The 13,771-nt window shown below is 59.8% G+C and carries 12 protein-coding genes; all 12 read right to left on the bottom strand.

The features are described 5' to 3' along the window. Positions 1-66: 66 nt before the first annotated feature. Positions 67-1,092: a type I glyceraldehyde-3-phosphate dehydrogenase gene (gap, locus tag V2391_RS00110; protein ID WP_022094880.1), complete on the bottom strand. Its 1,026-nt coding sequence runs from the start codon at positions 1,090-1,092 to the stop codon at positions 67-69. A gap of 193 nt (positions 1,093-1,285) precedes the next feature. Continuing rightward, the gene (gene whiA, locus V2391_RS00105; RefSeq protein ID WP_329737791.1) at positions 1,286-2,215 is read right to left on the bottom strand and encodes a DNA-binding protein WhiA; all 930 of its coding nucleotides are present in this window, start codon (positions 2,213-2,215) and stop codon (positions 1,286-1,288) included. Positions 2,216-2,221: 6 nt separating this feature from the next. Further along, positions 2,222-3,142, bottom strand: a complete 921-nt coding sequence (rapZ, locus tag V2391_RS00100; RefSeq protein ID WP_022094878.1) for an RNase adapter RapZ — start codon at positions 3,140-3,142, stop codon at positions 2,222-2,224. A 98-nt stretch (positions 3,143-3,240) separates the two neighbouring features. Next, positions 3,241-3,927 (bottom strand): N-acetylmannosamine-6-phosphate 2-epimerase, encoded by a 687-nt coding sequence (locus V2391_RS00095; protein ID WP_329737790.1) that lies wholly within the window; start codon positions 3,925-3,927, stop codon positions 3,241-3,243. Positions 3,928-3,997: 70 nt separating this feature from the next. Beyond that, entirely contained in the window at positions 3,998-4,963 is a 966-nt protein-coding gene (locus V2391_RS00090; RefSeq protein ID WP_329737789.1) for an ROK family protein, read from the bottom strand. 172 nt (positions 4,964-5,135) lie between these two features. Then, positions 5,136-6,056: a dihydrodipicolinate synthase family protein gene (locus tag V2391_RS00085; RefSeq protein ID WP_089573615.1), complete on the bottom strand. Its 921-nt coding sequence runs from the start codon at positions 6,054-6,056 to the stop codon at positions 5,136-5,138. A gap of 68 nt (positions 6,057-6,124) precedes the next feature. Continuing rightward, on the bottom strand, positions 6,125-6,976 hold the full coding sequence (locus V2391_RS00080) for an acetylxylan esterase (protein ID WP_329737788.1): 852 nt from the start codon (positions 6,974-6,976) through the stop codon (positions 6,125-6,127). Beyond that, on the bottom strand, positions 6,969-7,946 hold the full coding sequence (locus tag V2391_RS00075; protein WP_329737787.1) for an acetylxylan esterase: 978 nt from the start codon (positions 7,944-7,946) through the stop codon (positions 6,969-6,971). Before V2391_RS00075 ends, V2391_RS00080 begins: the two co-directional genes overlap by 8 nt. Positions 7,947-8,026: 80 nt before the next feature. Then, positions 8,027-8,854: an ABC transporter ATP-binding protein gene (locus V2391_RS00070; protein WP_006236159.1), complete on the bottom strand. Its 828-nt coding sequence runs from the start codon at positions 8,852-8,854 to the stop codon at positions 8,027-8,029. Then, a complete protein-coding gene (locus V2391_RS00065; protein WP_035138893.1) occupies positions 8,855-10,870 on the bottom strand; it encodes a dipeptide/oligopeptide/nickel ABC transporter permease/ATP-binding protein in 2,016 nt (671 codons plus the stop codon). It lies immediately after the preceding gene. A gap of 3 nt (positions 10,871-10,873) precedes the next feature. Then, positions 10,874-11,830, bottom strand: a complete 957-nt coding sequence (locus V2391_RS00060) for an ABC transporter permease (protein WP_035138896.1) — start codon at positions 11,828-11,830, stop codon at positions 10,874-10,876. Positions 11,831-11,987: 157 nt separating this feature from the next. Next, positions 11,988-13,601 carry an ABC transporter substrate-binding protein gene (locus V2391_RS00055; protein WP_329737786.1) on the bottom strand — a complete coding sequence of 538 codons (1,614 nt, stop codon included), beginning with the start codon at positions 13,599-13,601 and terminating at the stop codon, positions 11,988-11,990. Positions 13,602-13,771: the final 170 nt, after the last annotated feature.

Below are 13,771 nucleotides of genomic sequence, written 5' to 3'. Positions count from 1 at the left end.
GGGTGTAAGCCCTATAAGGCCGCGCCCTTTTTTAGACGCTCAACGAGCTATTCGCTAAAAGCTAAATTAAGCAACGAACTTCTCGAAGTACTTGATGGTGCGGACCATCTGAGAGGTGTAGGAGTTCTCGTTGTCGTACCAAGAGGTGACCTGAACGAGGGTCTGGCCGTTGCCGAGGTCAGAGCACATGGTCTGAGTGGCGTCGAAGATGGAGCCATGGGTCTCGCCGATGATGTCGGTGGAGACGATGTCGTCCTCGTTGTAACCGAAGGTCTCGGAGATGGTGGCAGCGTAAGCCTTCATAGCGGCGTTGACCTCGTCGACGGTGACCTTCTTGTCAACGACAGCGTAGAGGTTGGTGATGGAACCGGTCGGCGTCGGGACGCGCTGGGCGGCACCGATGAGCTTGCCGTTGAGCTCGGGGAGAACCAGGCCGATAGCCTTGGCAGCACCGGTGGTGTTGGGGACGATGTTAACGGCGCAAGCGCGGCTACGACGCTTGTTGCCCTTGCGCTGCGGGCCGTCGAGCGGCATCTGGTCGCCAGTCCAGGCGTGAATGGTGGTCATGATGCCGGACACGATGGGAGCGAAGTCGTTCAGACCCTTGGCCATCGGGGCGAGGCAGTTGGTGGTGCAGGAAGCAGCGGAGATGATGTTGTCCTCAGCGGTCAGCGTCTCATGGTTGACGTTGTACACGATGGTGGGCAGATCGCTGCCGGCCGGAGCGGAGATGACGACCTTCTTGGCGCCAGCGTTGATGTGGGCCTGAGCCTTAGCCTTGCTGGTGTAGAAGCCGGTGCACTCGAGAACGACGTCGACGTCGAGGTCGCCCCAAGGCAGGTTGTTGGCGTCGGCCTCCTTGTAGATCTTGATCTCCTTGCCGTCAACGGTGATGGAATCCTCGCCAGCAACGACCTCGTGATCGCGAGCATAGTTGCCCTGCGTGGAGTCGTACTTCAGCAGGTAAGCGAGCATATCGGGAGAGGTGAGGTCGTTGATAGCGACGATCTCGGAGCCCTCATGACCGAACATCTGACGGAAGGCCAGACGACCGATGCGACCGAAGCCGTTAATAGCAACCTTTACTGCCATTGTGTCTCCTTTCGTAAGGCCCCCGCAAGCTACAGCGCCCGCCGTTGAGGCCCACAAACTAACCACTCGCCTAATATACCTTTTTTTTGACTTGAATTTCACGAGAATGCTCGAAATTGAAAATCAAATTTGCGTTAAAACGCTTTAAAGCATAAAACAGCAGTTCAACCGCCATAAAAGCTATTTCGTTAACCTACCTGCTTCCTTCAATGAGCTTTTCAAGGCGCAAAACACGGTGATACAAGGCCGACTTCGACAAAGGAGGGTCAGCCATTTCCCCCAAATCTCGCAGCGAGAGATCGGGGTAGCGCTCGCGTAAGTCACAAAAGACTGCCAGGGCGTCCGGCAGCGTTTCGCGCAAACCGCGCCGATCAAGCTCATCAATGAGCGCAAGCTGATGTTGGGCGGCACCGGCACTCCTGGTCTGGTTGGCAAGCTCTGCGTTCACGCGACGATTCACGTCGTTCTTCACCAGCTTAACCGCACGGGCCTCTTCAATCTCGGCAACGCTGCGCTTGGCGCCAATCAGCTGTAGCAGACGTTTAATCTCCTCGGCACTCTTGATGTACACGGCATACGAGCCGCGACGCGCATTGACGCGGGCGTGAACTCCAATCTGCTCCAGAAGATCGCAAAGTCCCTTTGCATACTCCTCGCCCTGAACCGCGATCTCCAAATGAAAATCGCCACGCGGGTCGGCAACAAATCCTCCGGCAATCAGCGCACCGCGAATATAGGCGAGTCTGCAGCAAGGACGGGCGACGATGTGGCGCGGCACACCTGCGACGAGCCCTCCCCTACGGTCGAGAATGCCCAACAGCACCAGAGCCTTATCCAAATCGGGCTGATCGGGCAAGGTGATGAGATAGTTTCGCACCTTGTGCAGGACCGACTTACGAACCGTGAATTCGGTCTTGAGCTTAAGGATGCGATGCGTCAGCGCAATCATCGTGCGCGCCACAGCACCCGTCTCGGTCGCGACCGTCAAGCGGTACCGTCCCGAGCCCGCCAACGAAAGCGTGCCGCTCACACGCGTTAGCGCAGCAAGCGTCGACAAGTCGCAGTATTCACATTCGGGTTCGCAGCGCGCAAGCTCGTCGCGCACCTCAGCGGTAAACGACATGCAGACCTATGCCTTCGTGTTGGCACGCGACAGGTCGCGGTGGGAGATGCTCACATGATACTGAGCACCCTCCAGGTAGCGAGCCGTGGCCTCGGCAATGGCGACGCTACGGTGCTGCCCGCCCGTGCAGCCGATGGCAATGGAAAGCTGCGGCTTACCCTCTGCGATATAACCTGGCATGACCGTATCGAGCAGCTGGGTCCAGGCCTTCCAGAACTCCTGGGTCTTGGGGTGGTCCAAGACAAAATCGGAGACCTTCTTATCGAGGCCGGTCATGGTACGCATCTCGGGATCGTAAAAAGGATTGGGTAAGAAGCGAACATCAATCATGATGTCCGCCTCGACGGGCATGCCATGCTTAAAACCAAACGAGAACACGTGGACATCCATAAGTTGCTGGTCGGACAGCTCGGAAAAAGCCATGCGCAGCTTGTTGCGCAAAGCAGAAGTGCGCAAGCGACTCGTGTCGATAATCATATCGGCTCGATCGCGAACGCCCTGCAGCTGCAGACGTTCACGCTGAATAGCGTCGGCTGTGGTCTCCCCCGGCTTTGCAATGGGATGGCGGCGACGGTTTTCGCTATACCGGCGAATCAGCACCTCGTCAGACGCCTCGAGAAACACGATGTCACAGCTCATCTCACGCTCTTCCAGTGCGGCAACAGCATCGAGCAGTTCATCGAACAAGCCCTGGCTACGAAGATCGCAGGTGACGGCAAGGTGCCTGCCCACGCCCGTATTGATGCCAACGAGCTCTGCAAGCTGGGCAATCAGGCGCGGGGGCAGGTTATCGATACAAAAATAGCCCATGTCCTCAAACACATGCATGGCTTGCGTTCGGCCCGAGCCGGACATTCCGGTGATGATAACGATATCGGGGATACGCTCCGAGCGCTCCGCCGCATCCATGGCATCTCCCTTTTGCATGTGTGCCTCCTAAAATAAGCGCGAGACCCGGCCAGCGGATCCCGCGCGATCAATTGCCTTTATTGAGTATACCGCCCCAAGCGGATACGAGGCCCGTCTTACGCCTCAAGCGCAGCCTTGAACCAACTTGTAATACTCGTGGGGTGCGTAATAGCGGTGCCGACGACAACGGCCCACGCGCCGGCGTCGATTGCAGCGCGAGCCTCTTCGGGCGTATGTACGCGACCCTCGCAAATGATGGGAAGGCCGGGGAATTCCTCGGTCGCCTGACGCAGGAGCGGCAGGTCGGGGCCATCGGCCATAGTGCAGTCGATGGCTGCGACACCGTGAGAGAGCGTGGTGGACACCAGATCGAAGCCCATATCGACCGCGCGACGAATATCCTCGATAGTGGCGCAGTCCGCCATCAGAAGTACGCCCTCCTCGTGCAGCGGACGGAAAGTGTCCTCGAGCGACTTGCCATCGGGGCGCGGACGATCGGTGGCGTCAATCGCCACGATGTCGGCACCGGCAGCAACGCAGGCGCGAGCGTGACGCAGCGTCGGCGTGATGTAAACGCCCTCGTGTCCATCCTTCCACAGACCGATAACAGGAACCTCACAGCGACCCTTAATGGCGGCAATGTCGGCAAGACCTTGGCAGCGAATGGCGGCGGCGCCGCCGAGTTCGCAAGCACGAGACATTTGAGCCATAGTCTCGGGCGTACGAAGCGGCTCGCCCATATACGCCTGAACGCTCACGACGAGCTTACCCTTCAGGGATTGAATCAAAGGATCGACGGTCATAAAGCTGCAACCTTTCTCAGAACAGCCTCCCGAGGCGTGTTGTCTCGGGAGGCTCCTACAGCAAATACGTTTACTTTAACGAAGCAAGAAGATGCTCAGCGGCACCGATAAGCGGCGCATCGCCCTCCAGAGAGCCGATGAGAATCGGCGTGTCCTGAAGCGGGTCGAGCGCCTGGCTGGCATAGCCCTCGTGCACCGAATCCTTCCACGTCTGTGAACGCCAATCGGGACCTTGGTGAATCACGCCGCCCGAAAGCACGATGACCTCAGGGTCCAGGATGTTAGCAAGCGAGCCCAAGCTGGCACCCAGCGCAAAGCCAGCGTCATGGATGACCTCGGTCGCCTTTGCGTCGCCTGCGCGGCACAGGTCGTTCACGTCGCGACCGACCGAAGGACGGCTGGGGTCGACGCGGCCAAAGCGCTCATCGTACATGCGCCCGATCGAAGTTCCGGAAGCAACCGACTCAAGATGGCCGGAACGCCCGCAGGCGCAGGGAATGCCAGCGGCAGCCGAGCACTCGATGTGGCCCATATGGCCGGCAGCACCATGGAAGCCCTGCATCACGCGGCCGTTCTCGACATATGCGCCGCCGATACCCGTTCCGATGCCCAGGCACAAGACGGAGAACTTGCCCTTGCCGACGCCCCAGTGGGCCTCGCCCAGAGCATGAGCCTGCACGTCGCCCACAACGGCAACGGGAAGACCAAGGTCCTCGCGCAGACGCGGCCCCAACTGAACGCCGGACCAGCCGGGCATGATCTCATTGGCATACGCGATGGCGCCCGTCTTGGGATCGACGACGCCTGCGGCACCAATACCGACACCGAGGACCTCGACATCGGGATTCGCCTCGAGAGCGGCCTTGATGGACGCCTCGATACGCTGGAAGACGGACTCGCCGCCCTCTTGGGCCTCGGTGGGAACCTCAGCCTCAAATACGGGATGGGGCACACTACCGTCAGCCGGATACTCCATAATGGCAGTCGCAATTTTGGTGCCGCCGATATCGACGGAGCAAACGTACTTGTTCTCCATGTCGCTCTCCTTAGGAGATAAAAACAACTACAGGAAATGCGCCGTCAGGCTAGCCGTCACAGCGCGGTAAAGGTTTTCCAGGTGCCCGAGATCGCCGAGAAACCGTGTGGCCATCGACCTAATGGGTCATGGTCACACGGTTGAACGGCGAGGTCGGGTGCCTGGGAAAGCTTTAAAGGAGACCGTTGTCCTGGAGGACCTTGCGAATCGCCTCGACGTTCTCGCCGGTCATGGCCTTCACCGGGCGCGGCATGGTCGGGCTGTCGAAGATACCCATGAGATTCATAGCGGTCTTGAAGGCGCCGACGCCACCGGCATAGCCCTGAACGCCCGAGGTGACATCCCAGATGTGCGAAATCTCATTGAGGCGATCCTGCTCGGCCTTGACGGTAGCCCAGTCACCAGCCTGAGCGGCCTTCCACTGACGCACGTAGCCCTCGGGCTCAACGTTAGCGAGACCCGGGACGGAACCGTCGGCGCCACCGAGGTAAGCGCCGTCGACAACGACCTCGTGACCGGTGAGGATGCTCATCGGATGGCCGTTCTTCTCGTTCTCCTGAACGAGATAGCGGAACGAGATGTCATCGCCCGAGGAATCCTTGACGCCAGCCAGGACGCCCTCGGCGCCGAGCTTGGCAAGGAGCTTCCAGGGGAGCTTGGTGTGGACGCACACGGGGATGTCATAGGCAAAGATGGGCAGGTCGAGCTCCTCGTGCAGGATGCGGAAGTGCTCCTCGACCTCGGTCATGCCCTGCAGGGCATAGAACGGGCAGGTGGCGACGAGGGCATCGGCGCCCAGCTCCTGGGCAACCTTGCCGTGCTCGATCATGCGCTCGGTCTCGGTATCGATGATGCCGACCAGAACAGGCACGCGGTGATCGACGATGCGCACGGCCTCGGCGATAATCTGGCGACGGCGCTCGTCGGTGGAGAAGACGACCTCACCCGAAGAGCCCAAGAAGAACAGGCCATCGACGCCAGCGTCGATCATGCGGTTGATGCTGCGCTCAAAGGAGGCAACGTCGAGCTGGTGGTCTTCGGTATCGGGAACAACGACGGGAGGAATAACGCCAGTGAATTTCTGAGTTGCCACAAGAATCTCCTTAGTTGTCTGGCGGACGGCCCTATGCCATCCACTCTTGTTGGCAGTGTCCAGGCCGCCTAGGCCAAAGAACACGGGTAGAACGTTTGGTTAAAGAAGTCGACGACTTCGTTTTCGAACGCATTGATGCGCTCATGAGCGTATTTGGCATAGATGATATGCCTTCGGTCACACTCAAGGCCGTTGAATACAGCAAACTGACCCTTGGGATCGCTCACGGTATCCATAAGCGATGTGCCCATGAGCACCGATCCGCGCACCCGAGACGACAGCGCCTCGAGACCGCCGGGAATTGGATTGGCGACCGCCGTGCAGACAAGAGCCTGCTCGTCCAGAGCAGACACCGCCAGCGCGACACCGCCGCCAAGACCCTCACCCCATGCAAAAATGCGGTCGGGATCCATGCCATCAAGATTGCGCGCGACCTTCGCCAACGCGCAGCCCCAACGGACGCGCTCGACAAAAGCAGGCGAGGTAATCCCCTGCTGCAGATCGCTAGATCCAATCATTTCATCGTCCAGCGCAAGCACGGCATATCCCATGGCGGCAAACCTCGTCATGTGATGCCATCCCCGCACGGGTCGGTCGATGTCATGGAACATCAGGCATAGTGGCACAAGCTCGGATGCCCGGGCACGACCATAAGGCTCGATCAAACGACCGTGGACGACATCCCCACCGAGTTCAAAGGAAACCTCGGAGTAGCGCGCGAACGGATTGGCAAAATCAATCGCCGTAACAGTCAGCCCGCAAACGTGCGGGTTCAAAGCGGCTGTCTCTAACTCGGAAACATCCGCAGAAGTATCGCCGCGCCAACCCCGGAAATCAGATAGCCTTGACGAAACCGTCCCAGCAATTCCCGCAAGCTCGGGGACAATCAGCTCATTGACATTGCTCTCGCACTTAGACATGAGCCTCCCCTCCCTTGCAGAAAAACGGAATGATCAGATCGTCAAAATCCTGAATCTCCTCGTGGCCAAAGCCTTCAAAGAACTCATGACGCTTTTCACAGGTCAGGTTGTTGTAGACCGCAAACTGCGTCGCCGGTGGACAGACGATATCGGCCGCGCCCGTGCCAAACAGCACGGGGCATTTGACCATAGGGGCAAAGTTCTTGGAATCGAAGTACGCCAGCTTGGCATAGGCTTCGTCAATACGAGTCGAGTCCTCGTCAAACCAGCGAGACCAATAGCGCAGGCCCTCGTAGGCAATGTCGTCGGCATCCAAATCCCAGACCAGGCGGAAATCTGACAGGAAGGGATAGAGGATGGCGGCGCGATTGATAAGCTCGCTGTTAAGCGCACAGGTCGCAATACCCAAACCGCCGCCCTGCGACGCGCCGTTCACAAACACACGGGCAAGATCGATGCCCTCGAGCTCGCGAACGATGCGGCACAGGATGCGAATATCTTGGTGCAAGCGGACATAGTAGAGATTGGCCGGATCGCCGTCGATACCGGCGACGATATGGCCCGCGACCGTTGTGCCCTCAAATCCGCCAATGTCCTCGGAGGGTCCTCCTTGGCCAGGGCAATCGAGAGCAATCAGCGCCATGCCCATACCCGCAAACGACGCCTGCTCAAACCAGCTGCGGCTTGCGCCCGGATACCCATGGAACTGAAGCACCAATGGCACGGGCTCGTCCGAGACAGGTTTAAGGTACTTGGCGTGCAGACGAGCGCCACACATGCCGGTATACCAGAGATCGAAAAGCTGGCAGGTCGCAGCATCGGTGACCGATGCCGCCTCGATCGCATAGTCAAGCCCGACGGCGTCGGCCTCGGCCATGCGATCCTTCCAAAAGAGATCGAAATCTGATGGACGGGGCATGGCGCCTCGATATTCACCAAATTGCTGTTGTAGCTCCTGAGCACTTGGCATGGCTCGTGAACCCAACCTTTCGAAATCGCAACGGAGGTGCGCCCGGCAAGTGAGCCGGGCGCACGGGAGGGAAAGCGAGGCTACTCGCCGAGCTTGGGATGCAGCAGCGACGGCGCAGCGCCGAGCAGCATCTTGGTGTAGGGGTCCTGAGGGTGCTGGAAGACCTGCTTGGCCTCGCCCTGCTCGACGATCTTGCCGCCATTCATAACGATGATGTCGTCAGAGATATAGCGGACCGTCTGGATGTCATGGCTGATAAACACCATGGCCAGGCCGAGCTCCTTCTTAAGGTCGGTCAGCAGGTTCAGAATCTGCGCGCGGACCGAAACGTCCAGAGCCGAGGTGGGCTCGTCGGCGATGATAGCATCGGGGTTCAGCGACAGGGCACGCGCGATAGCTACGCGCTGGCGCTGACCGCCCGAAAGCTGGCCGGGAAGAACCTCGGCGGCGGAGCTGGGCAGGCCCGTCAACTCCAGGAGTTCCTTGACGCGCTTCTCCTGCTCGGCTTCGGTGCCCAAGTTGTGGACACGCATGGGATCGAGCAGCTGCTCGCGAACGACCATGCGGGGATTGAGCGCCGTGGCCGGGTTTTGGAACACGACCGAGATAACGCGACCCATGTGGCGACGGTCCTCGGCGGTACGTTTGGTAACGTCCTTGCCCTTAAAGTAGACCTTGCCACTCGTGGGGGCCTGCAGGCCGCACATGACGTTGGCGGTGGTGGACTTACCGCAACCGGACTCACCGACGATGCCGATGGTCTGTCCGGGCATGAGCTTAATCGTTACACCCTGGACGGCGTGAACCAGGTTGGGGTGCAGAATCGAGCCGGTACGGGTCCTAAAGGTGACGTGGACGTCATCAAGGAAGATGATCGGCTCGACGCCGTTGACTGCGGTCTCGCTCATCTACATCACCTCCGCGTGAGGGGTCAAACCATTTGCCTTGAGCACCTCGTCGGGGAGCTCGGAATAGAAGTGCTCGGTGCCGGGCACGCGCTTGAAGACCGGACGGGTGTCCAGGCCAATACGCGGATGGCTCGAGCGGGGCGCGAAGCGATCGCCCTTGGGGAAATCGCGCGGGCTCGGAACGGCGCCGGGCACCTGGTGCAGGCGGCCCGAACCGCTCTCGATGGACAGAACGGAACCCAGAAGACCGCGGGTGTACTCGTGGATCGGGTTAGTGAGCAGCTCCTTGGTGGGTGCCTGCTCGATAACCTGACCGGCGTACATAACCGTGATGTTATGGGCAACCTCGGCGACCAGAGCCAGGTCATGCGAAACGAAGATCATGGCAAAGCCGAGCTTGGCCTGAAGATCGTTGAGCAGCTTGATGACCTGCTTCTGGACGGTAACGTCCAGAGCGGTCGTGGGCTCGTCGCAGATGACCAGCTTGGGGTCGCGGGTAAGGGCCATAGCGATCAGAACGCGCTGACGCTGACCACCGGAAAGCTCATGCGGATAGCTCTCGAGCGTACGCTTGGGGTCGAGGCCCACGAGCTCCAGGAGCTCCTCGGCGCTACGGGTGCCGCCACGCTTGGTGAGCTGCTTCATCTGGGCGGAAATGAGCATGGAGGGGTTAAGCGAAGACAGGGCGTCCTGGTAGACCATGGCGATATCGGTACCGCGCAGGCCGAACCACTCCTTCTTGCTCATCTTGAGCAGGTCGCGGCCCTCCCAGAGAACCTCGCCGGAAAGATGCTCGTCATCGTCGGTCAGGCCCATGATGGCCAGCGTGGTGATGGACTTACCGCAGCCGGACTCGCCTACCAGGCCCATGGTCTGACCAGGACGGACGTCAAAGTTGACATGGTCGACGACGTTGATATCACCGTGATGCTCAAACTGAATGCAGAAGTCACGGACCGAAAGAATCGGCTCAACGGACTCGTCGGGCACATGGCGATCGTCACGCTTGAGCTCGACATCGCGCAGAGCGCCAAGGCGAGCGGAGAGGGACTGGGCCTGCTCCTTGTAGGCGCGAACGGGGTCGGAGACCAGCAGGTCGGCCTCGCGACGCTTGGAGGAATCGGTCGGATCCAGGGCGGCGGAAGGAGCAGCGGCCATGGCGTCGGTAATGCCCTCGGAGAGGATGTTGAGCGCCAGGCAGGTGATCATGATGGCCAGGCCCGGGAACAGCGCCTGCCACCAACGGCCAGCGAGCACGCCGCCGCGGGCGTCGGCGAGGATGTTGCCCCAGGTAGCGGTGGGCTCCTGGATGCCGGCACCGATGAAGGTCAGCGAGGCCTCAAAGATGATGGCGTCGGCGACCAGGGTAACGGTGAAGACCATGATCGGGGCGATGCAGTTACGCAGAACATGCTTGATCAAAATCCACGGAGCCTTGGCGCCGGAAACGATGACCGCACGGACATAGTCCTCGCCGTACTCGGATACGATGTTGGCGCGCACGATACGGGCAATCTGCGGAGTGTACATAAAGCCGATGGCGAAGATGATCGACGGCACGGAGTTGCCCAGGATGGAGACGAAGACGGCCGCGAGGGCGATGCCCGGGATGGACATGATGATGTCCAAGATACGCATGATCGTCTCGGAGACGGCCTTGCGCGAAACCGCTGCAAGGGCGCCCACGACCGAGCCGCAGACCAGAGCCATGGCAGTGGCGCCAAAGCCGATAATCAGCGAGTAACGGCCACCGTAGAGCATACGCGACAGAATGTCGCGACCCTTATCGTCGGTACCGAAGATAAATCCGTTGCCGGGAGCCTGGCGAGCCGTAAAGATCTCGACCGGGCTATAGGGGGCAAGAAGGGGCGCCAGAATCGCAGTCAGGGCGACCAGCACCAGCACGACGGCGGCAATCTTAGAAGACAGCGTCATCTTCTTCCAGCCACCAAGCTTGAGCCCCTTGGAGGCAGCCTTCTCGAGCTGCTCGGTTTGCTTCTCTCGAATCTTTACCATAATCTACACCGTCCTGATGCGCGGGTTGATGAGCAGATAGAGCATGTCAACCACGATGTTGATGATGATGAAGGCAAGAGCAACGACGATAACGACGCCCTGAACCAGGTTCGCCTCGTTGCCCTGAACGCCCTGCAGAATCGCGGTGCCCATGCCGGGGAGGTTAAAGATAACCTCGATGACGACGGCGCCGCCCATGAGGTAACCGATCTTAAGACCGAGGGTGGTGACCGGGGTGATCAGCGCATTGCGAAGAACGTTGATGCCGACGACGACCTTCTCGGGAACGCCGGCGCCGCGAGCCATACGGACATAATCCTTGTCGAGCTCCTCGACCATGGCGGTACGCACGATACGAGTCATCTGGCCCGTCAGCGGAAATGCCAAGGCGATAGCGGGCATGATCATACGTCCCAGATAGCCAACCGGATTCGTGGTGAAGTGAGGCAGAGCACCCGATGCCGGGAGCACCTTAAGGTAGGAAGAGAACAGCAGGATCAACAGAACGGCAAGCCAGAACGACGGGGTTGCCAAGCCGGCGATGGAAAAGACGCGGATCACTTGGTCCGGCCATTTGTCGCGATACAGTGCCGCGATGACGCCGAGCAAAAACGAAACGACCGCACCGATGGCAAGACCGATGAAGGTCAGCTGCATCGTGACGGGCAGGGCCGTGGAGATGCGCTTGGCAACGGAGTTGCGAGCAGCACCATAGGTGCCCATGTCGCCATGAATCAAATCGCCCATATAGCGCACGTAGCGCACGGGCCAGGGGTCGTCCAGACCATACTTCTCATGGTACTCGGCAACCGCCTCGGGCGAGGCACCGTCACCCAACGCCGTGTAGGCGGGGTCGGTCTTGGAGAACGACATAAGGAAGAACACCAGGACGGTGACGCCCAATGCCATGATCGGCAGCGCCACAAGACGCCTTCCAATCAAACGTAGCAAGTTGTTCACGTTCTCTCCCCTTTCTTTTGTCGGTAGGACCAACTGGTATATGAGTATGGATACTCATTACAAGACCCGAGCGACATCGTTGCCGCCCGGGTCTTTGTTTCAACTATGAGGATACGGTCCCAACGACCGACATCCTGCATACAGACTCAAGCGAGTCTTACGCCTTGACGGTCGCAACGCCCCTGAAGGACATGCTCGTCGTGCCGATGCCCTTGAAGCCATCGAGGGCCTCGCCGTTGGGCGCAGTGGACGGATCGTCCCAGGAAGCGGAGACGGTCTTGACGTGGACAACGGGGTACAGAACGGCGTTGTCGGCAATGATGTCGAAGCACTCGTTCCACTTCTTCTGCTGCTCGTCACCCTCGGCGGCAAGAGCCTCGTCCATGAGACCGTGGAGCTTCTGCCACTCAGCGGACTCCTTCCACGGGCAACGGGTCTGCATCCAGACGTTGTCGCCGTACCACCAGTTGAGCAGCAGGTCGGGGTCGGCGCCGAAGCAGGAAGGATCGCCAGGGGCAAGGAGGATATCGTAGGCCTCGCCGCCGTCGATGGCAGCGTAAGTGGCCGGCGAGGTATCGGTCTGGATGGTCACATCGAAGCCGAGAGCGTCGAGGTCGTTCTTGACCTGGGCGGCCATGCCCTTAATCTGCTCGTTGTCGGTGGTGCGCAGGGTGATGGCACCCGGGGTGATGCCAGATTCCTCGATGAGCTTCTTAGCCTTCTTGGCGTCGGTCTTGTACACCGTGGAAGCCTCATGATAGTTGGTGAAGCTCTTGGGCAGGTAGCAGCTGGCAGCGGTGGCAAGGCCGGCGAAGGTGTTGCTGACCATCTTCTCGGTGTCGAGCGCATACATGACAGCCTGACGGACCTTGACGTTGTTCCAAGGCTCCTTGGCGACGTTGAACATGATGAAGCGGGTGCCGAAACCCTGAACGTTATCGATCTTGCAGCCGGCGTTCTCGAGCTGGTCGACGGCGTCAGCGGTAACGAGCTCCATAACGAGCGTGGAGCCCTCCTGCTGAGCGGTAACGCGAGCGGTGGGGTCGGTCAGGATGCTGTACTGGATCTTCTTATCCTCGGCAGCATACTCACCGTTGTACTCGGGGTTGGGAACCAGGGTGATTTCGGTATCGGAGATAGAGTCGTACATCCAGGGGCCGGAGCCGATCGGCTGCTTGGCGCGATCCTCCTCGGCCTGCGTGGCCGGGGTAACACGGACGATGGCCAGACGATCCTTGAGCAGGGAGAAGTTGGGGACCTTGGTCTTGACCGTCACGGTGCTGGCGTCCTTGGCCTCGATGGACTCGAAGGGCTGGAAGAACGGAGCATAGGTAGCGGAAGCGGCGCAAGCGGTGTAGGAGGCGACGACATCGTCAGCGGTGACCTCGGTGCCATCGGAGAACTTCGCGCCCTTGCGGATGGTGACCTCGAACGTGGTGTCGTCCACGGACTTGGGATCGTCGGTGGCGAGCTCGTTGAAGGTGCTGTAGTCGTGGTAATCGATACCGTAGAGGCCCTCGACGACGTGCCAGTTAGCACCCAGGCCCACAGCGGAGCCGGTGCTGGCGGGATCGAAGCTGGACGGAGCGTAAGCGGAACCAGCGGTGATCACGCCGCCGCCACGGTTGGCGGAATCGGTGGAACCGGAAGCGGAACCCTCGTCGCTAGAGCTGCCACCGCAGCCGGTGAGACCAAGCCCTGCGACAGCAGCGACGCTGCCGGTGAGGCCGAGGAACGAACGCCTGGACATACCCTTGTTGATGATGGCCATGTCTTCTCCTATCAATAGAGAATCTTACCCGGGAGCACCTAGACTTGCCCCCGCGCAACTTGCGGACGATATATACCTTACCTACCGACAAACCCAACTTGGGTGCCGCGCTCGGCGACCGATACATACATCCGCTTGAACGGTATTTACTACCGTTCACCGAAATCGTT

It is taken from the genome of Collinsella sp. CM84Y_54 (assembly GCF_036317945.1).
Classification (GTDB): Bacteria; Actinomycetota; Coriobacteriia; order Coriobacteriales; family Coriobacteriaceae; genus Collinsella.
Note: the sequence above shows the minus strand (reverse complement) of the source record. Positions and strands in the feature narration are given on the sequence as shown.

Coding starts and splice junctions, on each gene's coding strand:
- gap (WP_022094880.1), bottom strand. CDS start 1,092: ATGGCAGTAAAGGTTGCTATTAACGGCTTCGGTCGCATCGGTCGTCTG.
- whiA (WP_329737791.1), bottom strand. CDS start 2,215: ATGTCGTTTACCGCTGAGGTGCGCGACGAGCTTGCGCGCTGCGAACCC.
- rapZ (WP_022094878.1), bottom strand. CDS start 3,142: ATGCAAAAGGGAGATGCCATGGATGCGGCGGAGCGCTCGGAGCGTATC.
- V2391_RS00095 (WP_329737790.1), bottom strand. CDS start 3,927: ATGACCGTCGATCCTTTGATTCAATCCCTGAAGGGTAAGCTCGTCGTG.
- V2391_RS00090 (WP_329737789.1), bottom strand. CDS start 4,963: ATGGAGAACAAGTACGTTTGCTCCGTCGATATCGGCGGCACCAAAATT.
- V2391_RS00080 (WP_329737788.1), bottom strand. CDS start 6,976: ATGTCTAAGTGCGAGAGCAATGTCAATGAGCTGATTGTCCCCGAGCTT.
- V2391_RS00075 (WP_329737787.1), bottom strand. CDS start 7,946: ATGCCAAGTGCTCAGGAGCTACAACAGCAATTTGGTGAATATCGAGGC.
- V2391_RS00070 (WP_006236159.1), bottom strand. CDS start 8,854: ATGAGCGAGACCGCAGTCAACGGCGTCGAGCCGATCATCTTCCTTGAT.
- V2391_RS00065 (WP_035138893.1), bottom strand. CDS start 10,870: ATGGTAAAGATTCGAGAGAAGCAAACCGAGCAGCTCGAGAAGGCTGCC.
- V2391_RS00055 (WP_329737786.1), bottom strand. CDS start 13,601: ATGGCCATCATCAACAAGGGTATGTCCAGGCGTTCGTTCCTCGGCCTC.